Source organism: Arthrobacter sp. E1SS-5 (genome assembly GCF_057073715.1).
On record NZ_CP172703.1, the window covers coordinates 3698221 to 3720416 of the forward strand.

Annotated in this window: 22 protein-coding genes; 8 read left to right on the plus strand and 14 right to left on the minus strand. The window is 66.8% G+C overall.

Going from position 1 to position 22196, the window contains the following annotated elements:
- From ACIGJD_RS17320 to soxR, 3 genes are all read left to right on the plus strand, one after another.
- On the plus strand, positions 1 to 459 hold the full coding sequence (locus ACIGJD_RS17320) for an SRPBCC family protein (protein WP_483687245.1): 459 nt from the start codon (positions 1 to 3) through the stop codon (positions 457 to 459).
- Between the two features lie 88 nt (positions 460 to 547).
- Positions 548 to 1585 (plus strand): nitronate monooxygenase, encoded by a 1038-nt coding sequence (locus ACIGJD_RS17325; RefSeq protein ID WP_483687246.1) that lies wholly within the window; start codon positions 548 to 550, stop codon positions 1583 to 1585.
- A gap of 277 nt (positions 1586 to 1862) precedes the next feature.
- The gene (soxR, locus tag ACIGJD_RS17330; protein ID WP_483687247.1) at positions 1863 to 2339 is read left to right on the plus strand and encodes a redox-sensitive transcriptional activator SoxR; all 477 of its coding nucleotides are present in this window, start codon (positions 1863 to 1865) and stop codon (positions 2337 to 2339) included.
- 57 nt (positions 2340 to 2396) lie between these two features.
- Here soxR and ACIGJD_RS17335 read toward each other — a convergent pair whose 3' ends face one another.
- Both ACIGJD_RS17335 and ACIGJD_RS17340 read right to left on the minus strand, forming a co-directional pair.
- Positions 2397 to 3437 carry an NAD(P)-dependent alcohol dehydrogenase gene (locus ACIGJD_RS17335; RefSeq protein WP_483687248.1) on the minus strand — a complete coding sequence of 347 codons (1041 nt, stop codon included), beginning with the start codon at positions 3435 to 3437 and terminating at the stop codon, positions 2397 to 2399.
- Positions 3438 to 3581: 144 nt separating this feature from the next.
- Positions 3582 to 4598 (minus strand): zinc-dependent alcohol dehydrogenase family protein, encoded by a 1017-nt coding sequence (locus ACIGJD_RS17340; RefSeq protein ID WP_483687249.1) that lies wholly within the window; start codon positions 4596 to 4598, stop codon positions 3582 to 3584.
- A 140-nt stretch (positions 4599 to 4738) separates the two neighbouring features.
- On the opposite strand from ACIGJD_RS17340, the gene ACIGJD_RS17345 reads away from it, so the two are divergent.
- A complete protein-coding gene (locus ACIGJD_RS17345; RefSeq protein ID WP_483687250.1) occupies positions 4739 to 5635 on the plus strand; it encodes a helix-turn-helix transcriptional regulator in 897 nt (298 codons plus the stop codon).
- Between the two features lie 74 nt (positions 5636 to 5709).
- On the opposite strand, the gene ACIGJD_RS17350 is transcribed toward ACIGJD_RS17345, so the two are convergent.
- On the minus strand, positions 5710 to 6471 hold the full coding sequence (locus ACIGJD_RS17350; RefSeq protein WP_483687251.1) for a hypothetical protein: 762 nt from the start codon (positions 6469 to 6471) through the stop codon (positions 5710 to 5712).
- A gap of 121 nt (positions 6472 to 6592) precedes the next feature.
- Here ACIGJD_RS17350 and ACIGJD_RS17355 point away from each other — a divergent pair, with 121 nt between their 5' ends.
- Positions 6593 to 7015, plus strand: a complete 423-nt coding sequence (locus ACIGJD_RS17355; protein WP_142132557.1) for a universal stress protein — start codon at positions 6593 to 6595, stop codon at positions 7013 to 7015.
- Positions 7016 to 7093: 78 nt separating this feature from the next.
- Here the strand turns inward: ACIGJD_RS17355 and ACIGJD_RS17360 are convergent, their stop codons facing one another.
- From ACIGJD_RS17360 to ilvD, 7 genes are all read right to left on the minus strand, one after another.
- Positions 7094 to 7489 (minus strand): (R)-mandelonitrile lyase, encoded by a 396-nt coding sequence (locus ACIGJD_RS17360; RefSeq protein WP_483687252.1) that lies wholly within the window; start codon positions 7487 to 7489, stop codon positions 7094 to 7096.
- A gap of 12 nt (positions 7490 to 7501) precedes the next feature.
- Positions 7502 to 8740, minus strand: coding sequence for an MFS transporter (locus tag ACIGJD_RS17365; RefSeq protein ID WP_483687253.1), 1239 nt, complete (start codon positions 8738 to 8740; stop codon positions 7502 to 7504).
- A complete protein-coding gene (locus tag ACIGJD_RS17370) occupies positions 8737 to 9963 on the minus strand; it encodes an MFS transporter (protein WP_483687254.1) in 1227 nt (408 codons plus the stop codon). Before ACIGJD_RS17370 ends, ACIGJD_RS17365 begins: the two co-directional genes overlap by 4 nt.
- A 69-nt stretch (positions 9964 to 10032) precedes the next feature.
- Positions 10033 to 10926, minus strand: coding sequence for a DUF817 domain-containing protein (locus tag ACIGJD_RS17375; protein ID WP_483687255.1), 894 nt, complete (start codon positions 10924 to 10926; stop codon positions 10033 to 10035).
- Positions 10919 to 11737: an oxygenase MpaB family protein gene (locus tag ACIGJD_RS17380; protein WP_483687256.1), complete on the minus strand. Its 819-nt coding sequence runs from the start codon at positions 11735 to 11737 to the stop codon at positions 10919 to 10921. The genes ACIGJD_RS17375 and ACIGJD_RS17380 overlap by 8 nt, the downstream gene beginning before the upstream one ends.
- Positions 11738 to 11818: 81 nt before the next feature.
- Positions 11819 to 12571 carry a hypothetical protein gene (locus tag ACIGJD_RS17385; RefSeq protein WP_483687257.1) on the minus strand — a complete coding sequence of 251 codons (753 nt, stop codon included), beginning with the start codon at positions 12569 to 12571 and terminating at the stop codon, positions 11819 to 11821.
- Positions 12572 to 12689: 118 nt separating this feature from the next.
- The gene (gene ilvD / locus ACIGJD_RS17390) at positions 12690 to 14549 is read right to left on the minus strand and encodes a dihydroxy-acid dehydratase (RefSeq protein WP_483687258.1); all 1860 of its coding nucleotides are present in this window, start codon (positions 14547 to 14549) and stop codon (positions 12690 to 12692) included.
- A gap of 85 nt (positions 14550 to 14634) precedes the next feature.
- Between ilvD and ACIGJD_RS17395 the strand changes: the two genes are divergently transcribed.
- Positions 14635 to 15492 carry a helix-turn-helix transcriptional regulator gene (locus ACIGJD_RS17395; RefSeq protein ID WP_483687259.1) on the plus strand — a complete coding sequence of 286 codons (858 nt, stop codon included), beginning with the start codon at positions 14635 to 14637 and terminating at the stop codon, positions 15490 to 15492.
- Here ACIGJD_RS17395 and ACIGJD_RS17400 read toward each other — a convergent pair.
- The 3 genes from ACIGJD_RS17400 to ACIGJD_RS17410 are packed head-to-tail and all read right to left on the minus strand — an operon-like array spanning position 15468 to position 19267.
- Positions 15468 to 16694, minus strand: a complete 1227-nt coding sequence (locus ACIGJD_RS17400; RefSeq protein ID WP_483687260.1) for an amidohydrolase — start codon at positions 16692 to 16694, stop codon at positions 15468 to 15470. The two genes, ACIGJD_RS17395 and ACIGJD_RS17400, sit on opposite strands and share 25 nt — an antisense overlap.
- Before the next feature lie 44 nt (positions 16695 to 16738).
- The gene (locus ACIGJD_RS17405; RefSeq protein WP_483687261.1) at positions 16739 to 17686 is read right to left on the minus strand and encodes a polysaccharide deacetylase family protein; all 948 of its coding nucleotides are present in this window, start codon (positions 17684 to 17686) and stop codon (positions 16739 to 16741) included.
- A gap of 57 nt (positions 17687 to 17743) precedes the next feature.
- Positions 17744 to 19267, minus strand: a complete 1524-nt coding sequence (locus tag ACIGJD_RS17410; protein ID WP_483687262.1) for a purine-cytosine permease family protein — start codon at positions 19265 to 19267, stop codon at positions 17744 to 17746.
- 106 nt (positions 19268 to 19373) lie between these two features.
- Here ACIGJD_RS17410 and ACIGJD_RS17415 point away from each other — a divergent pair, with 106 nt between their 5' ends.
- Together ACIGJD_RS17415 and ACIGJD_RS17420 are read left to right on the plus strand one after the other, a co-directional pair.
- Entirely contained in the window at positions 19374 to 21005 is a 1632-nt protein-coding gene (locus tag ACIGJD_RS17415) for a PucR family transcriptional regulator (RefSeq protein WP_483687263.1), read from the plus strand.
- Positions 21006 to 21274: 269 nt separating this feature from the next.
- A complete protein-coding gene (locus tag ACIGJD_RS17420) occupies positions 21275 to 21595 on the plus strand; it encodes a DM13 domain-containing protein (protein ID WP_483687264.1) in 321 nt (106 codons plus the stop codon).
- A gap of 24 nt (positions 21596 to 21619) precedes the next feature.
- Here the strand turns inward: ACIGJD_RS17420 and ACIGJD_RS17425 are convergent, their stop codons facing one another.
- Positions 21620 to 22183 carry a dihydrofolate reductase family protein gene (locus tag ACIGJD_RS17425; protein WP_483687265.1) on the minus strand — a complete coding sequence of 188 codons (564 nt, stop codon included), beginning with the start codon at positions 22181 to 22183 and terminating at the stop codon, positions 21620 to 21622.
- Between the last annotated feature and the right edge of the window lie 13 nt (positions 22184 to 22196).

Sequence of the window (22196 nt, forward strand, 5' to 3'; positions counted from 1 at the left end):
ATGGGCCATATCAAGGTGGGCACAGCGATCAACGCGTCGGTGGACCGCGTCGTGGAGGTAGCGTCAGACCCCAGACACTGGGCGTCGTGGTGGGTCAACCTGGGCGAGGCGGAAAAGATCGAGGGCGACGGCGGTGTGGGAACCGTGGTCGAGCACAAGTACCTCATGGCCGGTGTCCCCTTCCACGTGACCACCCGTGTGACCGGCAGGGAGCAGACCCCCAACGGCGGGCAGCGAGTGCGGCTGGAGTTCGACGGCCCGCTCAAGGGGTGGCAGACGTGGGACTACAGCCCGGATGGAGACAACACCACGGTGGTGACCGCGGAGTTCGACTACAACGTCCCGGGCAGCGCCGTGGGAAAATTCGCGGATGAACTGATCATCGAGCGCATGCAGGAGCGGGCACGCGAGCAGACGCTTGAGAACCTCAAGCTCCTGGTCGAAGCCGGCCCGCGCTGACCCTGGCAACTGCCCCCCCTGCCGCGTCGAACGGCGGCGCGTACCGGCGTAGCATTCGTCTGGTACGCGCAGATGACCGGGAGGGCAGATGGACACGCAGCACCACGGCAAAAGGTTCAGTCCTAAGTCATTGGCGCTGCCCGTGGTCCAGGCTCCAATGGCCGGCGGACCCTCCACACCGCAGTTGGCGGCAGCGGTAAGTTCTGCCGGCGGCCTCGGCTTCCTTGGCGCGGGCTACAGGAGCGCCGCAGCCATGCGCGCAGAGATCGAGACCGCCAGGTCCCTCACAAAGCACCCTTTCGGCGTCAACCTCTTTGTCCCCCAGCCCTCGATCATCAGCCCCGAAGCCCTGCAGCAGTACGCCGATTCGCTGGCCGCTGATGCTGAACGGTTTGGTGTCAGCCTGGGAGAGCCGAAGCACGATGATGACCACTGGGACCAAAAGCTCGAAGCACTGCTGGACCTCGCACCGGCCGTCGTCTCTTTCACCTTCGATTTCCCTGAATCCAGCGTGGTGGAGGAACTCCAGAAGCGCGGAATGTACGTCATAGCCACGGTCACGGGCCGGGAAGAGGCGCTCCGGGCCCTGGCGGCAGGCGCCGATGCCTTATGCGTGCAGGGCCCGGAAGCCGGCGGCCACCGCGGCACCTTCAAGGCCGATGCACCCCCTCCGCTGGTACCCCTGCACGGGATCCTGGGCGACCTGTCCGACCTTGAGGTGCCGCTCATCGCCGCAGGCGGCATCGCCACTGCGGAGCACACCCGCGCCGCGCTCGCCGTCGGCGCCGCAGCGGTGCAGGCCGGCACAGCATTCCTCTGCGCGGACGAAGCCGGAACCAAGGCCACGCACCGGGCCGCATTGACGTCGTCCCACCGGTTCACCACAACTGCCGTCACCCGGGTCTTCTCGGGCCGCAACGCCAGGGGCCTGCACAACGAATTCATGCGCCGCCACGACGGCGACGCCCCCTACGGCTATCCCGAGATCCACCACCTCACCACTCCCCTGCGCGCCGCGGCCGCGGCGGCAGGGGAACCGGACTGGCTGAATCTGTGGGCCGGCATCAACTACCGGAACGTCGTTGAAGGGCCCGCCGTCGAAATCCTGAAGAGCCTCGCGCCGTAGCTGACGCCGGCCCGCCCCGAACGCATCGGGCCCTGACGGCTTTACCGGATGTGCGACAGCGTGGTCAATGCTGCGTCGAATGAGCGGCTCTCCCAGGGCCGCTGGACGTGAAGCTGGGTCTCAGCCGGCCGTCCTGCCTCCCCGGGCTTCGCGATGCGGGAACGGTCTTTACGCGGATTCTTCACAGGTTCTGCTTTCCAACGGAGTGGGTTTCTGTCAGAGCCAACTGAACAACCTCAAGTGGACTTGAGGTCAAATCCCGTGGAAGACTGCTCCGATGACGAATACCAGCCGTGACTCCCTGATGACGGTTGGCCAGATCGCGTCCCGGGCCGGAATCAGCGTTCCCAGCCTGCGTTACTACGAGGAACGCGGGCTGGTTCAATCAGAACGCACAGCAGGCAACCAGCGCCGCTACAAGCGGCTGACCCTTCGCCGGCTCGCGGTCATTGCCGCGGGCCAACGGGTGGGCCTGTCCCTCGAGGAGATCAAGGCAGCGCTGGATGAACTGCCTGTGGGCAAGGCGCCGACCCAGGCGGACTGGACGGCCATGAGCCGGCAGTGGGCCGGGCTTGTGGCGCAACGGATCCGGGAATTGAAGGTCCTGGAAAGCTCGCTGGAGGGCTGCATCGGCTGCGGGTGCCTCTCGGTGCAGCGCTGTTCCCTCATGAACCCAGGCGACGCCGCGTCTGCGGAGGGGGCAGGATCGCGTTGGCTTCGCAGGGCCCGGCGGGAAGCTGCGGGTAAGCACTAAACGACGACGGCGGGCCGGCCCCTCGTGGGGGCCGGCCCGCCGAGCATGCGTGGTGCCTTAGAGGGTGGCGGTGTCGATCACGAACCGGTACCGGACGTCCGAGGCAAGGACGCGCTCGTAGGCTTCGTTGATCTTCTCAGCCGGGATGACCTCAATCTCGGCGCCGAGGCCGTGCTCGGCGCAGAAGTTCAGCATCTCCTGGGTTTCACGGATGCCGCCGATCATGGAACCGGCGAAGGAACGGCGTCCGCCGATCAGTGCGAAGGCGTTGACGGGGAGCGGCTCGGCGGGAGCGCCGACGTTCACCAAGGCGCCGTCGAGCTTCAGCAGGCCCAGGTAGGAGCTGATGTCCAGCGAGGCGCTGACCGTGTTAATGATCAGGTCGAAGCTGCCCGCGAGCTCGGAGAAGGTGTTCTCGTCGCTCGTTGCGTAGTAGTGGTCGGCGCCCAGCTTCAGGCCGTCTTCCTGCTTCTTCAGCGACTGCGACAGGACCGTCACCTCGGCACCCATGGCGTGCGCCTGCTTGACGGCCATGTGGCCCAGGCCGCCGAGGCCGACGACGGCAACGTTCTTGCCGGGGCCGGCGCCCCAGTGCCGCAGCGGGGAGTAAGTGGTGATGCCGGCGCAGAGCAGAGGTGCGGCGACGTCGAGTTCGATGCCCTCGGGGATGTTCACGACGAAGTCTTCGGTGACCACCACGTGGGTGGAGTAGCCGCCCTGGGTGATGGTGCCGTCGCGGTCAACGGCGCCGTAGGTGCCAACGTTGCCCTTGAGGCAGTACTGTTCCTCGCCCTTTTGGCAGTTGACGCACTCCTTGCAGGAGTTGACCATGCAGCCAACACCAACGCGGTCGCCTACTTTGTGCTTGGTCACCTCGGAGCCAACCTCGGTGACGATGCCGGCGATTTCGTGGCCGGGAACCAGAGGGTACTGCTGCGGGCCCCAGTCGCCGCGGACGGTGTGGATGTCCGAGTGGCAGATGCCGGCGAACTTGATGTCGATCAGGACATCGTGCGGACCCACTTCGCGGCGCTCAATGGTGGTTGCCACCAGGTCCTCCGTGGCGGACGGGGATGCATAAGCCTTGACGGTAGTCATGGTTCTCCTGTGATCTGTTGGGGGGACATTTAAATGCTACCGGGGTTGTTCGGGGCAAACCCCGGAAAAGGGTGGGCCAGGGTGGCCCTGTTGTGCCTGGTCTTCCGAGTCCTACCTTTGGCGATGTTCCTGGACGGAACCTGTTCACGGGCGAAGGAGCACCTTGATGGCCCGCCGTTCATCCATGGCCTTGTAGGCGTCGGCAGCCTGGTCAAGCGGGAGTTCGAGGTCGAACACCTTTCCGGGATCGATGTCGCCGCCCAGGATCAGGTCGATCAGCTCGGGCAGGTACTCCCGGACCGGAGCTGGACCGCCGTGCAGGTGCACGAGCGAGGAGAACAGCTCGCGGCCGGGCAGCGCCACGTCATGCGATACGCCCACGAAACCAACGTGGCCGCCGGCACGGGTGGCCTGAATGGCCTGCATCATCGATTCCTGCGTTCCCACCGCTTCGATGACGGAGTGCGCCCCCAGCCCGTCGGTGAGCTCCTTGATCTTCTGCACGCCCGCGTCGCCGCGCTCCTCCACGACGTCCGTGGCGCCGAACTCCCGGGCAAGCGCCTGCCGGTCAGCGTGCCGGGACATGGCGATGATCCGCTCAGCCCCCATCTGCTTGGCCGCCAGGACCCCCAAAAGCCCCACGGCGCCGTCGCCCACTACCGCCACTGTCTTGCCGGGCCCCACCTCGGCCGCTTTGGCAGCGAACCATCCTGTACCCAGGACATCGGAGGCAGCCAGCAGCGACGGAACCTTGCCGGCGTCGGGCATCTCCGGGGTGGCAACCAAGGTGCCGTCTGCAAGCGGGACGCGCAGGTACTCGGCCTGGGCACCGCCCACGCCCTCCCGGTGCACGCAGCCGGTCTGGTAGCCGGAGCGGCAGATCCCGCAGGTGTTGTCCGAGGCAAAGAAGGACCCCACAACGAATTGGCCCGGCTGCACGTTCTTCACGTCCGCGCCCACTTCTTCGACGATTCCCACGTACTCGTGGCCCATGGCCCTGGGTTCGTGGAGGACGTCGGCGCCGCGGTAGGGCCACAGGTCCGACCCGCAAACGCAGGCAGCGACGACCCTGATGACGGCATCCGTGGGCTGCTGGATAGCGGGCTTGTCCCGGTCCTCGACGCGGACGTCGCCGGGGGCGTGCATGATGGTTGCGCGCATGCTGGGTCCTCCAAAGAGTGAAAGGCTGAAAGCGGACAATCCCATCAAACCCGGCCCGTGAACCGTTAGCGAGGGTCCTGCTGAAACTGGTTCTGGCAGTACCTCCTTAGCATTGCGCCGACCGTCGTAACGTTTTCCTTATGGATAACCGAGCCGAGGTCCGGCAGTTTCTGTCCTCCCGCCGTGGGCGCATCACCCCGGAGCAGGCAGGCATCGAACCGTACGGCGGCCGCCGCAGGGTACCGGGGCTGCGGCGCGAGGAAGTGGCCCGCCTGGCCGGCGTCAGCGTGGACTACTACACGCGCCTGGAACGGGGAAACCTCAGCGGTGTTTCCGACAGTGTCCTGGACGCCATTGCCGGCGCACTGGAACTGGACCGTGCCGAGCATGACCACCTCTATGACCTGGCCCGGGCGGCCAACACGTCGGGCCGCAAACGGGCGGCGAGCGCGGGGGCTGCAGTCCCTGCAAAGGTCCGGCCGGAGCTACAGTACCTCCTGGACGCCATCACGGACGCACCGGCCTTCATCGGCAACAACCGCCTGGACATCGTGGCCGCCAACACCCTGGGCTACGCCCTCTACTCGGACATGTACCGCAACCCGTCACGGCCGGCCAACCACTCCCGGTTCATCTTCCTGGACCCCCGCGCCCACAATTTCTACACGGACTGGGACCGGGCGGCCAACACCAACGTGGCCATCCTCCGGCGGGAGGCCGGCCGCAGCCCGCACGACAAAGGCATCGCCGAACTCATCGGCGAACTGTCCATGCGCAGCGACGAGTTCCGCACCTTGTGGGCCGCCCATAACGTCCGCCGCCACTACGCCGGGACCAAGTTCTTCCAGCATCCCGTGGTTGGCCTGCTCGAGCTGAACTACCAGGTCCTCGGCCTGGAAGAGGACCCCGGACATACCCTGACCGTTTATCCCGCAACCCCCGGCAGCCCATCCGCCGAAGCCCTCAAGCTCCTGGCGTCGTGGGCGGTCACCGAAAACATTGTGGAAACGGCGCAGGCAAAGGTGGGAACACAGTAACCGGCCCGGCCCTGGGCGGTGGTTCGGGTGCATCACGAAGTTTTGGCGGAACAGCTGCCCTTCAAGCGGGGAGGCTAGGCAAGTTTCGACGGCGGCCCGGGCGGCTCAGCGTCATCCCGCCGCCGTCCGGCCTGCTCGCCGAAACGGTCAACGGCAACCTGGGCAGCCTGATGCAAAGCCGGGTCCGACCACGCCGCGCGCGCCCAGGCGTTTATGGCTGCCAAGGCTTCGGCCAACCTGGCTGCGGCGTCCTCAGGGGAGGCTCCCTGCACCAGTACGGTCTTCCGGTCCGCCTCCAACGTGTCCGCCATGGTCCGGGTGCTGACACGTTGCCACACATCAGGGATGGCATCGACGTCGATCAGCCGCTCCCGGAGCGGCCAGTTGTCGATGAACCGCGCCACCCAGGCCTTGTGCCGCTGTTCGTAATCTTTCCAGCGCTGCCGGTTCCTCCACCGCCGGTAGAGGCCGAATGCGATGCCGCACGGAACCAAAACGGCGAGCCATACCAGCGCCGCTCCGGCATCCTCCAGTTGGCCGTCCCGTTCCGCGTTGACATATGCGCTGAACAGGCCGCCGGCAATAAGCCACGGCACGAACCAGCTGAGACCCAGGATCGCATGCCTTCGTTGCTGGCGCGCGGTAGCGAACAGGGCTGGCGCCGGTTCTGCGGCAACGAGCGCCTCGGCTTCGGTGAGGCCCGTGTTCAACAGTGTGGTGGTGCCGGCACCCGGCAAGCCGGATTTGTCCTGAACGTCAACGTAAACCGGCGGCAGGCCCGCCAGGCCATGCGAAGCCTGTCTGGCCAGCTCACCCATGTTTCCCCCAATCAGCATCCGCGGTTTCCCGTCCACCCCGCGGCCCGCTTTCAGAACCTATGGTTACACGTGCATTATGCGGGTAGTCCCTAGACTGGCAGGTGGACTGAATGCCAGGACTAAACGAAGGAGCGAGCGCATGGCCAATGTAGTTGTAGTAGGTGTGGATGCCAGCCAGTCGGCACGGAAGGCTGCGGAGGTGGCGCTGGACCTGGCCCAGTCGCTGGGAGCGTCACTCCATGTGGTGACCGCCTTTGAAATGGAGAACGCCGAAACCTTTGGAGTTGGCTCCGACAAGGTGCGGATCTCCAACGCGGACAGTTCCGAAATCGTGGCGAAGTCCCTTGCAGGGTCACGGCCTGGAGTGGAGATCACCCACTTCGCTGCCCGTGGCAAGCCCGCCGATTCCCTCATCAAGGAGGCCGTCCGCCTGGATGCCCGCGTGATCGTGGTGGGCAACCGCAGGATGCGCGGCATCGGCCGGCTCCTGGGCAGCGTGGCCAACAGCGTGGCGCACAACGCCCCGTGCGATGTCTACATCGCCAACACCTACGAGGACTGACCTAACCGGCAAAAAGGGTGGCGGACGACGGCGGGACCTCCCGCCGTCGTCCGCCCACCTTCTTACTGGGCTGGGTGGTTAGGCGCCGTACTCCTCGTCTGTGACGTGGTCAAGCCACGTGACCACCTGGCCGTTCCCGTCGGCTTCCTGCATGGCGATGTGTGCCATGAACCGTTCCGGGCTTGCCCCGTGCCAGTGCTCCTCGCCCGGCTCGATGTACACCACATCACCGGGGCGGATCTCCTGGACTTCACCGCCGCGCCGGGCCACCAGCCCGATCCCGTCGGTCACGTAAAGGGTCTGGCCCTTGGGGTGATGGTGCCAGGCGGTGCGGGCACCGGGGGCGAACCGGACGTGCGCGCAGCCGATGGCCGACTGCCCGTCGGGGTTCCGGATCCCGTCGATCTGCACTGCCCCGGTGAACCAATCGGCCGGTCCGGCGCCGGTCTGGCCTCCGCTCTTGGTGAATTTCACGTGTTCCTCCTGTTAGTTGGGGTTACTGGAAAATCTGTCGGCCGGCCTCGTGCCCAGCAGGGTGGCAACCCAGGCCAGGACCCCCAGTCCCGCGTACCCGCACGTGATCACGAGCAGGGAGATGACATGGCTGAGTTGTCCCACCACCAGCGCCGGCAAGGCCGAACCCGTGTAGGAAATGGCATAGATCAGGGACAGCACACCCGCCCGTTCCGCCGCGTTCGCCCTGGAAAGCAGGGACGCCATGCTGCCGTTCATTGCCCGGCCCATGCCTGCCCCGCCCAGGATCCCGCAACCGATGAAGAGGGCAGCCGAACCGATCGCTGTGGCAGCGGCCAGACCGATAACGGCCACGGCGAAAGCGCTCATGCCCAGGCGTTGCGCGGCAATGACGGGCATGCGTCCCGCCAGCGGGCCGCCTATCGCACTGGGAACCATGTAGGAGGCAAAGACCGCCGCGGCAACCAGCGGGGCGGACGAGCCCAGGTAGTCCACCGGCACTGACGGGCCAAAGGCGTTGAAGAAGCCCCCCACGGCCCAGGTGGACACAAAGACGAATGAGGCCACCAGCAGGTAGGGCCGGGCCTTCGCGGGCATCTTGAGGTTGGGGCGCAGCGAGGCCACGGCTCCGGGGCGGCGGTGAACGGTCTCCTGGACCACCAGCAAAAGCACCGCGCACACAACCAGGACGGCCCCGAGGACCGCGTACGGGAGCTGCCGTGGGAACGGGCCGTACTGCACGAGCGCTCCCGAAACGAACACGCCCAGTGACAGTCCCACCGTGGAACCCGCCGTGGTCAGGGCAGGAACAATCCACTTGGGGCGCGAAGGGGCGCAGTCAACAATGAACGCGGCCAAAGCACTTGAGGCCAAGCCGGCGGCGACCCCCTGAAGGGCACGGCCGGCCAGCAGCGGCCAGAAACCATTGACCCCCATCAACACTGCACACCCCAGGGCAGCGGTGAGAAGCGCCGCGACCGAGACAGGCTTGCGCCCCAGGAAATCAGACAGCCGGCCCAGCATCAACAAGGAAGACACCGCGCAGAGGAAGTACCCCACGGCAACCAGTGACAGTTCGCTGTCCGTCACGCCATTTTCAGTTCGATACGTGGCAAAAAGGGGAATGGCTGCCGACCCCGCAGCAAACACGGCAAGAAAGGAGAAGGCAGTCACCGTGATGCCGCGAAGGCTTTTCGGGGTATCCCCGGTGGACCCGGTTCGCGGCTTTGACGCCATGGACCGGGAGCTCATCTTCCGGCCCCTTTCGTCACCCTGGACGTCAGGACTGCCAGCACGGCCGCGGCGGCGAGGATTCCGGCAGCGGCCAGGAAGGTGCCGCGGTAGCCCGCTGAGTCGAACAGGACTCCGCCCAGCGTTGAGCCGAGGGCGATGGAGGTTTGGATGACGGCAACCATCAGGCCGCCTCCGGCCTCGGCGTTGTGGGGCATGGCCTTGGCGATCCAGCTCCACCATCCCACCGGCGCCGCGGTGGACATCAGGCCCCACATGCCCAGGAGAACCACGACGGCGGCGAGCGAGCCACCGGTGGGAACGAGGGCGGCGGCGATGACCGCCATGAATACAGGGATGCCGACCAGCGTGCGGTACAGCCTCCTGCCCAGGAACCGGCCAATCAGCAGCGTGCCGGCAAATCCCGCCACACCGATCCCCAGCAGGACCATGGATACCGTGGCCACGTCCACCCCGGTTACCGTCTCCAGGAACGGTCGGACGTAGGTGAACAGGACGAACTGGCCCATGAAGAAGGAACCGCACGCGGCCATGCCCCATGCGATCGGTGCGCTCCTGAGCTCCCTGAAGATCGCGAAGATGCTTCCAGGCCCCGCAGCGCTTGCCCCGCCCTTCATGGCGGGAAGGCTGATCCACTGCCAGGCCAGGGCGAGCAGCGCCACCGGCACCAGGCAAAAGAACGCCCCGCGCCAGCCGATGACAGAGCCCAAGTAGCTGCCCAGCGGTGCGGCCAGGACCGTGGCGAGGGCATTGCCGCCATTGAAGATCGCCAGGGCCCGTGGCACCTGGTGGGCGGGCACGAGTCGCATCGCAGTGGCCGCCGACATGGACCAGAATCCGCCAATGACCACCCCGATGAGGGCCCGGCCGATCATGAAAAGCAGGTACCCCGGAGCCATCGCAACCAGGGCACCGGAGACCGCCATGACACCCGTCAGCCCCAGCAGCAGGGTCTTCCGGTCCAGGCTGCCGGCCAGCGTGGACACCGACAGGCTGGTCAGCACGGCAAACAGGCCGGAGATGGCGATTCCCTGCCCCACCATCCCTTCCGAGACCTGCAGCTCGGCGGCCATCGGCGTCAGCAGGCTGACGGGCATGAACTCGGAGGCGATCAGGGCGAACACGCACAGCGACATCGCATAAACGCCGCCCCAGTGGGCCGGGTGCTGCCCGGCCGGATCTTGGGGCGCACGCGTCCTGGTGACAGTTGTTCCGGGGGCCATGCCTCCATGAAACAGGGAGTACGGAACCCTAGCGAGGGCCCTGCTGAAACCGGTCTTGGCAGAACCCCTTTATGGCACCGCGGCCGGCGAAACCTCCGGGCGTGATGTGGTGCCTGTTTCCGGCGGCTGCGGCTTGTAGACCCACGCCACCAGCACAACGGAGATGATCATCAGCAGGAACCAGGCCACCAGTTTCTCCAGGCCCACGGGATGCCAGCCGTCCAGCTGGCTGGGGTACAGCCAGGCTCCGGACCACGTGGCGATGTTCTCCGCGAGCCAGATGAACAGCGCCACCAGCAGGAACGAGACCACCAGCGGCATGCGGAATTCCCGGCGGAATACACGGAAGTGCATCACGCACCGGCCAAAGACCACCACGACGGCGGCAAGCAGCACCCAACGCAGATCCCAAATGTAGTGGTGGGTGAAGAAGTTGGCGTAAATCGCTGCGGCGAGGATTGCAGTGATCCAGCGGCGGGGGTAGGCCGCGAATTTCAGGTCGAAGAGCCGGTAGACGCGCACCATGTAGGAGCCAACGGCGGCGTACATGAACCCGCTGAAGAGCGGCACGGCACCAATGCGCAGGACGCCTTCGGCCTCGTAGGACCAGGAACCCATGTCCGTTTTGAACAGCTCCATGACGGTCCCCACCAGGTGGAACAGGACGATGACCCGCAGTTCGCGAAGGGTTTCGAGCCTGAAAGCCACCATCAGGACCTGGATTACGACGGCGGCGATGGTCAGGAAGTCGTTGCGCGCCAGCCCGGCACCGTCCGGGTACCAGAGCCTGGCCGCCATCAACACGGCCAGGAGGGTGGCGCCGAAAATGCAGGCCCACCCTTGTTTGAGGCCAAAGACAACGAACTCGGTGAGCTTGGCCTTGGCACCGCCGGCGGGGGACGTAGCCAGGAGGCGGCGGGCGCGTTCGTCGATCCGCTGCTCCACTGGAGTTGAATTACGCACTAATCCCCTGACGTTGGCTTGCCGGGCGGTTTCCCCGCAGGTCCCGGTCGAGCTTATTGAGGCAGTAATCCCGGTAGGAGTGCCGGAGCCGTGCCGGCAGTTTGGGATAGGCAAAGGCCAGGACACGCATGGTCCGGTGGAAGCGCCGCTCATGCCGGCCGCTCCACTGGAGGCCGAAGTCCTGCCGCAAGGGGGCCGGAAGGAAGCCGGCCGTCAGGAACCTGGCCGTGGGCATGATGGCGCGGTACCACCACGGGACGTTGGCCGGGTGCAGCAGGTCCTTGGCAACACTCAATGCGCCGTCCCCTGCGGACAGGCACGTGAGCTGTTCCTGCCAGTAGCGGGCGAACGCCGCGCGGTCTTTCGGCCACATGTCCGGCGGCAGCTGCAAGGCGGTGCCGAGCCTGGCGTAGTGCTGGTACACGGCGTCGGCGGTGTCGGCGTCGAGCGGTCCATAAATCTTTTCGATGACGGTCCTGGCGGTGTCGTACAGCGTGGCCGCCACCCATAACTGCAGTTTGGGGTCGAAGGCGCTGTAACCGGCGGAAGATCCATCCCCAGCCCGGCGGACCGGCGCATGGGCCCGGTTGACCCGGCGGCGGACCTCATTGGCCTGCTCTTCATTGCCGTACACAGTCCCGTAGACGTAGGTCAGCGTGCTGTTGAGCCTGTCCAGCGGGCGTTGGGCGAAGGTGCTGTTCTCCGCGACCCCCCGCCCTACCGACGGGTTGGCAAGCTGCAGCAGGATGGCGCGGCCGGCCCCGGCGAGCAGGATGACTTCCGCTCCATAGTCAACCGCTCCGCCCGCCATGTGAAAAGGGTACCGGAGCGGTATGACACCGGATGGGGCCCTTCGGCCCGTTGTCGTGGCTGGCCAGCGCGGGTATCCGGTTCACCTGGCAACAGGCCGGAGCGAGGTGATCATCCTCCTGATGTCTGCGTACTCAGCGGTTTCCCTGTACTTCTTCGCCAGTTGGGGATACGGCAGCGACGGGTCGCCGGGGGTTGCGTTGTTGGCCGGATCGTAAAACGCGCCGAACATGACACTGTTCGGCCGCCAGTGGAAGAAATGCAGGATGGGGCAGGCGTCAGGGCCGCTGGGCATGGGGCCGGAGGTGATGCCGTACCCTGCCGCCTGCACGCCCGGAGGTTCCGGTGTGCCGGCATTCCCCCGGGTCTCGAAGGCAAACTGCGGCGCCGCACCGTCCTGTGCCAGGGCTGGCAACTCCGCCGTGTCCAGGACGTCATATGGGTACTTCTGCGTGCAGGACGACCCGATGGCCATGTTGGTCCGCAGCGTCGCCATCACCTTGCCAACCTGGTTGCGGACCTCGGCGTACACCCCGCCGCCTTCGGCCAGTTCCCCTGCCGGGTCCTTGGCGCTCCAGGCGGCAGGCAGGTCGAACGCCATGGTGCCATCCGCCGTCGTAAACGTGGTCCATTGTTCCCCGGCGTTGCCGGGCGCTGTGGGCATCTGGGTGGAAGGAACGTTCGACGGCGTTGGCGCGGCCGGCGCGCCTGTCGCCGTCGCGGAGGTGCTGGCAGCCCCGGACGCTGACGGGCCCGGCTGCGGGCTATCCTGCTGCTGCGCACAGCCGGCGAGGGCAAGGGCGACCAGCACAAGGGCTGCTGGAAACCTGCGCACCACATCCTCCCTGGGCCGGCTGTTGACCCTTTAAGTGTGGCGCTGCAGGCCCGGGTGGAGGAGGGCCGGAGGACCTGCCCTCCTCCACCCGGGTTGGCGTTTCCGCCGGGGTTTGAAGTTACCGCTCGAGCAGGGACACGTCCCGGACGGCGCCCTTGTCGGCTGACAGGGCCATGGCTGCGTAGGCACGCAGGGCCGCCGAAACCTCGCGGTCCCGGTTCTTGGGCTTGTACCCGCCATTGACTTCCAGCTTTTCGCGGCGTTCGGCGAGGATCTCGTCGGAGACCTCCAGCTCCATTGACCGCTGGCTGATGTTGATGCTGATGATGTCGCCGTCCTCCACCAGGGCGATGGCACCACCGGAGGCAGCTTCCGGTGAGATGTGCCCGATGGAGAGGCCGGAGGTGCCGCCCGAGAAGCGGCCGTCCGTGATCAGGGCGCACTTCTTGCCCAGGCCGCGGCCCTTGAGGAACGACGTGGGGTACAGCATTTCCTGCATGCCCGGACCGCCCCTGGGGCCTTCGTAGCGGATGACAACGACGTCGCCTTCCTTGACCTGCTTGTTCAGGATCTTTTCCACGGCCTCGTCCTGGGATTCGCAGACCACGGCCGGGCCGGAGAAGGTCCAGATGGATTCGTCCACGCCAGCGGTCTTCACCACGGCGCCGTCGACGGCCACGTTGCCGCGGAGCACGGCCAGGCCGCCGTCCTTGGAGTAGGCGTGCTCCACGTCGCGGATGCAGCCTTCGGCGGCGTCGGTGTCCAGGGACGTCCATTCGTTCGACTGGGAGAAGGCGGTGGAGGAACGGACGCCGCCGGGGGCTGCATGCCACAGGGCCTTGGCTTCCTCGGTGGCCTTGCCGCCGCGGATGTCCCAGTCGTCGAGCCAGCCATCCAGGTCGGCGGAGTGCACAGAGTGGACGTCCTTGTGCAGGAGGCCGCCGCGGTTCAGCTCGCCCAGCAGGGCGGGGATGCCGCCGGCACGGTGCACGTCCTCCATGTAGTAGGTCTTGTCCTTGGCGACGTTGGGTGCCACCTTGGCCAGGCAGGGCACCTGGCGGGACTTGGCGTCCATCTCGGCGAGGCCGTAATCCACGCCTGCCTCCTGGGCCGCGGCCAGCAGGTGCAGGATGGTGTTGGTGGAGCCGCCCATGGAGATGTCCAGGGCCATGGCGTTGTCAAAGGCCTTGGCGGTGGCGATGGAGCGGGGAAGCACGGAGTCGTCGTCGCCGTCGTAATAGCGCTTGACCAGCTCGACGACGGTGGCGCCGGCCTTCTCGTACAGCGCCTTGCGGGCGGTGTGGGTGGCCAGCACGGAGCCGTTGCCTGGCAGGGACAGGCCGATGGCCTCGGTGAGGCAGTTCATCGAGTTGGCGGTGAACATGCCGGAGCAGGACCCGCAGGTGGGGCAGGCGTTTTCTTCGATGAGGTTGATGTCGGCGTCGGAGATGGACTCGTCCACGGCGTCGGCGATCGCGTTCACCAGGTCCAGGGAGCGCACGGAGCCGTCGGTCAGGGTCACGCGGCCGGCCTCCATGGGGCCGCCGGAGACGAAGACCACCGGGATGTTCAGGCGGAGCGCGGCCATGAGCATGCCGGGAGTGATCTTGTCGCAGTTGGAGATGCAGACCAGGGCGTCGGCGCAGTGCGCGTTGACCATGTATTCCACGGAGTCGGCGATCAGGTCGCGGGACGGCAGCGAGTAGAGCATGCCGGAATGGCCCATGGCGATGCCGTCGTCCACGGCGATGGTGTTGAATTCGCGCGGCACGGCGCCGGCGGCGAGGATCGCGTCGGAGACGATCCGGCCCACGGGAGCGAGGTGGGTGTGGCCGGGGACGAATTCGGTGAAGCTGTTGGCCACGGCGATGATCGGCTTGCCGATATCGGAGTTGGCGACGCCGGAGGCGCGCAGCAGTGCGCGGGCGCCGGCCATGTTGCGGCCGTGGGTGACTGTTTTAGAGCGGAGTGCAGGCATGCTTACCATCCTCTTGCCTTGGCGACGCGGACGGAAGACAGCGCTGCTACTAGTAGTGGGAGTACCAGAGTAATAGTATTTTCCGATGAGTGATCCCGGCCGCCGCAAAGAACTTGGCCTTTTCCTGCGGGCCCGGCGCGACCAAGCGCTGCGGGCAGACTACGGCCTGCCGCCGATTGGCCGCAGCCGCGAGCGGGGGTTGCGGCGCGAGGAGGTGGCCTTTCTTTCCGGGGTGAGCGTCACCTGGTACACCTGGCTGGAGCAGGGCAGGGACATCAGCCCGTCCCGCCAGGTCCTGGAAGCGGTCAGCCGGGCGCTGCACCTCTCAAGCACCGGCCTGGGCTATGTCCTGTCCCTGGGCGGCTATGCATCTGCCGCTCCCGCCGGCCCCGCCGCCGATACTGCCCCGCCCCATATCCAACGGCTGATGGATGCTTTGGATCCCAATCCGGCCTTTGCCTTGTTCCCCGATTGGGGCGTGGCGGGCTGGAACAGGGCTTATGCGGCCCTCTACCCCAACATTGACGCTGTGGCGCCGGCGGACCGGAACCTGCTGTGGCTGGTCTTCACCGATCCCTACGTCCGGAACCTGCTGCCGGACTGGGAGACCACCAGCAAAAGGTTCCTCGCGGAGTTCCGGGCCGAGACCGGGCAGCGGCTGGGCGACCCGGACATCCAGTACCAGGTGGAGCGGCTCAAGGAGGCAAGCCCGGAGTTCCGGCAGGGCTGGGACCTCTACGACATATTGGGCTTCGAGTCCCGCGAGCGCCTCTTCCACCACCCCGCCGTGGGGGTCCTGCAGTTGGAGCACCACCAGGTGTCCCCGTCGGACCGGCCGGACCTGCACATCGTGGTCTACACGCCGGCGCCCGGGAGTGATGCCGCGGCGCAGATGCAGTCCTTGATGGCGGCAACCAGTCAGACGGCGCCGGTGCCAAGATAAGCCAAGGCTGCTGTGGCCTGCGCCCGGGTGGCCGTCCGCAGGGTGGGGTCCACGGCCGGAAGGAAGAACGGCGAGTGGTTGGCGGGGATGTCCGTGTCCACGGTTCCCGCTTCCACGGCCCGGCGGTAAACATCCCGGGGCACGGAACCGACCACCCAGTACACGTAGGGGATCCCGAAGGCGTCGGGAATCCGGCTGAAATCCTCGGACGCCGTCTGCGGGGCGGTGCGGTAGACGGCATCCGCCCCGAAGGTGTTGGTGAAGGCCGCCGTGATCCGGGCATTGGCCTCCGGGTCGTTGCTGGTCAGCGGGTACTGGTCGTAGTACTCGAACCGGGGTTCCTGCGGTGAGCCGGCGGCCGCGCACTCGCCCCGGACAATCCGCTCGATCGCGGCGATCATCCGGCTGCGGGTGGCCATGCTGTAGGTCCGCAGGTTGAGCAGCAGCTCCGCGCGGTCCGGGATGATATTGGCGGTGGCACCGGCGTTCAGCGACCCAACGGTCAGCACCGCGAACTCCCCCGGCGTGGTTTCCCGGGACACCACGGTCTGCAGCCGCAGGACGATCGAGGCGGCGAGCACCACCGGGTCCACCGCCTTGTGCGGCATGGATCCGTGGGCTCCGCGGCCGTGGACCGTGATCCGGATGGAATCGCCGGCCGACAGGACGGGCCCCGGCGTAGTGCCGATGGTTCCTGCCTCGGTGGGCATGACGTGCTGCGCCAGTGCGATGTCCGGCCGCGGAATTCCGGCGGCGAGGCCGTCGTCGAGCATTGCCTGGGAGCCTGCCGCCGTCTCCTCCGCCGGCTGGAACAGGGCGATGTAGGTGCCCTGCCAGATGTCCCGGTGGTCAGCCAGGTACTTTGCCGCGCCGAGCAGGGCCACCACGTGCATGTCGTGGCCGCAGGCGTGCATCACGCCCGGGTTGGCGGAGGCATAGGTTGCGCCGGTGGCCTCGGTGACGGGGAGGGCGTCCATGTCCGCCCGGGCCAGGACGCAGGGACCGGCGCCGTTGGCAAGAACGCCAACGACGCCGGTACGGCCAAAGTGCCGGACGTCAAAGCCCCAGCGGGCCAGCAGGTCCGCTGCCGCGGCGGATGTTGCGTGTTCCGCAAGGCCAAGCTCCGGGTTCCGGTGGATCTGTTCGTAGAGCGGGATCTGCCAAGCAAGTTCCTGCTCCATATCGCTGTCCTTGACGTCCATGCTGGAACTCCTCCCGGCCGGCGGCGCCGGCCCCTTCGGCCACTCTAGGCCAGCACCCCCTGCCGCACCACGGCCGGCTCAAACTGTGCACCCGCGCCCGGGAATACCGGCACGTCGATCCGTGCGTGGGTGTGGACCTCGTTCACCGTGGCCTTGGTGTGCAGGGCGATCTGTTCCATGGTGGTGACCCACATGCCGTCCATCGCTTTGACCCGCTCGATCAGCTGCTCCAGCGCCACCGCCTTGGACGGCCGGCCGGAAATGAAGGGGTGGTTGGTGAGGACGAAGCAGCTGCCCTGGGAGTGGTGGGCCTCCGCTTCAAGGGTCCACATCTCCAGCACCTTCGCCGGGCTCTCGATCACGCCGCTGCCGGTGACGCCGGGGTAGAACGCGTACTGCTCCCAGTCGTCCAGGGTCCAGTCCACCGGAATCTCCACAATGTCCCGTGGGTCATCGGCGGCGACTGCGAAGCGGTAGGGGGCGTCGCCGTCGAGCAGGCTCGAATCGTAGAGAAAGCCGCGGTCCGCCAGCAGTCCCGGAGAGTGCCAGTTCAGCTCCCACCACGGCGCCCGGTAGCCCACCGGCCGGACACCTGCGACTTTGGCCAGGGCTTCCAGCCCACGGTCGATGTAGCTGGCCTCGGTGGCGGCGTCGATGCCCTGCATGGGTTCGTGCAGGTAGCCGTGGTGGGCCACCTCGTGCCCGCCGTCCACAATCCGCCGCACAATGTCAGGGTAGGACTCAGCGGTGAAACCGGGGATGAAGAAGGTGGCCTTGATGTCCTGGCGGTCCAAAATCTGCAGCAGACGCGGCACCGCGATCTTGGGGCCGTAGGACTGGTGGCTCATCAGCGACATGCGCCGGGTGCTGGTGGGGTCGTGGGCGATGGTGCAGGACTCGGCGTCCACATCGAACGTGAAGGACGCGGCGGCCTTGTAGCCTTCAGGCCAGATGATGGGGTGCAGCGGGTCCGCGATGGCGGGCTGGTTCACGGGAAAATCCTTTCTGGCGGGCGCGGGGCGCCCGCCAGGGTGTGCGAAGCGAAGGAATTAGAGGGCGGGAAGGGCGGGGCTGCCGGCCGGCTGGGCCTGGGCGGCAGTGCGGGGCTCCAGGGCGAGGTAGCGGATGTGCTGGCGCGGGCCGAGGATGGCGTACACCCCGGCGCTGGTCAGGCCGCCGGCGAGCCAGGACAGGTCCCAGCCGCCCAGGGCCACCGCAATGGGGCCCTGCATGACGGGGATCAGGCCGTACATGAACAGCCACGTGGCGAAGATCCCGGCCACGAGGGAGATGACGCCCGCCCAGTTGACGCCGGGCAGCCGCTTGGTGCCAACGCCGTCGAACAGACGATCGGCTCCGCCGGGCCAGCGCTTTTCCAACCAGAAGTAGTGCACCAGCATGATGCCGCCCCAGGCGGCCACCCAGGCCACCAGGCCGATCAGCCAGGCGTCAAGCACCGCGGCGAAGTCCTCCTGGAAGATGAAGAAGACGACGGCGGCGAGCGAGAAGACGCCGACGAACAGGTTGAGTTTGCGGCGGCTGATGGAGATGTCCAGGGCCTGCGTGGCAACCGAGAAGGTGTAGATGTTCAGGATGTTCGTGGCGATGGGGCCGTGGAGCACCATCAGCAGCACCGGCAGCGCCATGGCACCGAAGTTCATAACGATCAGCTTGCCGGGATCGATCTCGCCGCTGTTGGTGGCCAGGCTGGCGCCCAGGACGCCGAGCCACACCACGGGGATGAACTGGCCAAGCACTGAAGCCAGGTAGACCTTTTTCTTGGGGACGCTGGTGCTGACGAAGCGGGAGTAGTCCGCGGCGTAGGTGAACCAGGTGATGCCCCAGCCGATGCCGATGGCGGTCATCACGGCGCTCATGGCGGCGATGCGCTCGGAGCCTTCCAGGATGGCGCCGGCGGGTCCGGCGTAGCCCCAGTTGATGTCCATTCCGAACCAGGCGACGGCGGACATGACGGCCAGGATGAGGATGGTGGGCGGAACCGTCCATTTTTCGAAGGCGGCGATGGCCTTGTAGCCGAACCAGGCGATGGCCACTTGGAGGGCCATGATGAAGGTGGCGACGCCGATCTTCCAGCCGTAGTTGGGCGCTTCCGGATCAACCCAGCCAAGGGTTCCGAAGAGTGCCATGACCAGGTCCAGGATGATCCAGGTGTTTACCGCGCACCAGCCGATGACCAGCAGGGCCTGGATGGCGGCCGGCAGGTAGTTGCCGCGCCGTCCGAATGCTGCCCGGGCCAGGACCATGCCGGTGGCTCCGGTCCGCTGGCCCAGGAGGACGAAGCAGCCGAAGAGCAGCATGCCGATCAGGTTGCCCAGCACCAGGACGGTGATGGTGTCCGCGAGTCCGAGTCCCAACTGGATCCCGAGTGCCCCCAGCACCCAGTTGATGGGAGCAAGGTTGGCACCCGCCCAGATCCAGAACTGTCCGGATACCTTGCGCGTGCGTGCTGATTCGGGGATGGGCTGCAGCCAGGCTTCGTGGTCCACGGCGTTGTGGTCCTCGGTTGCCTGGGCAGGTTGGCCGTGCGTGGCTGTTGAGAGCTTTTCTTGCATGGGGGCCTCCGTGAGGTGGATAAGTACCAAAAGGCTATGTGGCCCCCATCACAAGGAACAAGATACGATCTGTCTAGCAGAATCTCCTACCACGTTACGGAATGTCGTGTCAGTGTTTCTTGGCGAAATACTCGCCCACCCCGCCCTCGCCGCCGCAGACCCCGTTGTGCATCCCCTTGGTGTGGCGGCGGACGCCCAGCCCGTCCGCTGGGTCCACTCCAGCGAGGTGCTGGACATCGCTCCCCTGCTCCGCGGCGGCGAGCTGCTGCTCTGCGGTGGCATCACCCTTGCCACGGCCTCGCCCGCCAAACGCGAGGAGTATGTGCGGGAGCTCGCGCAGCGCGGCATTGCCGCGCTGGCCATCGAGACCGGCGGGGCGCTGCCGGAGATTCCAGCCGACATGCTGAACAAGGCCGAGGAGTACGGCCTTCCCGTGGTGGAGTTGCGCAAGGTGGTGCCGTTCGTGGGCGTCATGCAGGCCATCAACTCCATGCTGGTGAGCGAGTCGGTGGGGCACCTGCAGCAGGCCGATGCCGCCACCCGCGCCATGGCGGCCGAACTGGCCCACGGCGCCTCGCTGGACAAGATCCTTTCGGTGCTGGCGGGCATCACCGGTTCCGCCGTGAAGCTCACCTCCCCGTGGGGCGTCACCATGGGCAGCGCAGTGCCGGAGGGATGGAGCAGCGAGGTCGGGGCGGAGGGCGGGACCGGGGCGCCGCAGGAAGGAGCAATCAAGCAAGAAGCAGCGGACGACGGCGGCTCCGGGCCGGCCGGGCACGCCAACTTCAGTGGGGCAACCGCTGGACGCGTGATCAACGTGGACATCCCCGTGCGCGGCGTCCTCATGGGCCGGCTGGAGGTGCTGGTGCCGCCGTCCGCTGACACGGCGCTGGCGCAGGTGGCCGGAGAACGCGCCGTGGACATCCTGGGCCTTGCGCTGCTGCAGCACACACCTCCCGGGCTGCATGCCCTGGCGGGTGCTGAGCTCATGCGGGCCGTTTTGAACTCGGCTCCGGAGTGGCGCCTCGAGCAGCTCGCTCCCGGCGCCGGCTTCCCCACGGACTCCCCGGCCGTGGTGGCCGCCATCCATGCCGCGGCACCGCAGGAGCTGCGGGGCGCCGTCGAAAACTTCCTGAGTTCGCGCCGCATCCCCTGCGCCGCGTATCTGGATGACGCCGAGCTGGTGGTGATGATCGGCTTGCCCTGCACCGAGCCCCCGGGTGAGCGTCGGCGGCTTCTGGAATCCCTGCGGGGACTGGAGGGTGACCATGATGCCGTGATCGCGGTGGGACCACCGGTAGCGCGCGTTGCGGAGGCGGCCTGGTCACTGGCGGAGGCGCGGCGGGCGCTGGACGTGCGGCAGATCCGGCGCCGCACTGCCTCGCCGCGCCGGCGGCCTACGGCCCGCGCCCTGGTGGTGGTTGACGCCCAGGACACCGCTGTCGAGAGCCTCGCCCTGACTTGCCTGGACGCCTCCGCACGCGAAGCCTTCGTCACCCGGCAGCTGCGGGCAGTGCTGGCGCATGACGAGCAGCGGCAGTCCCAGCTTTTGGAGACCCTGCAGGTGTGGCTGGACTCCGGGTGCAACACCGCCCAGTCTGCCCGCGAACTGCACCTGGAACGGCAGTCGATGCACCACCGGCTGCAGCGCATTTTCGAACTCTGCGGCGGTGATCCCCGCGGCACCGGCCGGCTGGCGGCGCTCCACCTCGCGGCCAGGATGGCGTGCCTGCCCTGAGCATCTGCCTTTGATCGGTCCTCACGAGAATCGCGCCCGCGTCCGGTAGGGTGCCTGGGAGACGAATCATTGGGGGAATGATGAAACTGATCCGGATCTGGCTGCTCGCAGGAATCCTTGCATCCTTGCTCACCGCCTGCACTTACGTAGATCCGGGGCAGGAGCAAGAGCCCCGCCCAGTCGAATCCTCTCCGGCTCCCAGTACTCCTCCGGCTGCGCCCGTCAGGTTAGAGGGCGAATTCCAGTCCCAAGCTGCCGCCACAACAGGCATGGCAACCATCGAGGTGAACGAGGCAGGCGCAGTTCTGCGGCTCGAAAACATGGCGGTCCACCCAGGCAAAGATCTTCGGGTCATGCTCAGTCCCGGGACCCTTGCTCCAGGTGCCGACGGCCGGCCCGCATTGTCATCGACAAGGATGATCGAGATCGGGCCGTTTCGCGCCGGTGCCACCCAACGCTTCGTGATGGACTCCGGAACGTGGGCCGCCATTCGCGAGCCGGTCCGAAGTGTGCTGATCTACGACTATGCCACCAAGGCGGCGTATGGGACCGCCAATCTCAGCGGTCCACCGAACTCCCCTGGGGCCTAAGTGCAGGGAGGAGGTAGGGTCGGCTCAGCGCCTGGTCTCATACCTGGCAAGGAGCACACCGCCCGGAAACGTCACCGTCTCCACCAGTCTTAGGTTCACCCAATTGTCCAGGGCTGTGAAGAACGGTGTGCCGCCGCCCACCAGGACCGGGTGGGTGACCATCGCATACTCGTCGATCAGCCCGGCCCGCATGGCCGCCGCGGCGAGTGTGGCACCACTGATGTCCATGGGGCCGCCGTCGCCGGCCTTAAGCCGGGTGATCTCCGTGACCGCGTCTCCGGCGACCAAACGGGTATTCCAGTCCACCGTGCTGATCGTCGAGGAGAAAACCACCTTCGGCATGTCCCGCCAGCGATGGGCGAATTCCACCTGCGCCGGCGTGGCGCCAGGCTGCTGGTCGGCGGTGGGCCAGTGGGAGCTCATGGTCTCCCACAGCTTGCGCCCATACAGTGACAGGCCGGTCGCCGCCACCCGGTCGGACCACCATTGGAACAGCTCGTCACTCGGTGTACTCCAGCCGATGTCGTCGCCAGGCGCTGCGATGTAGCCGTCCAGACTCACGTTCATGCCGAAGGCCAGTTTGCGCATGGCGCCAGTTTCC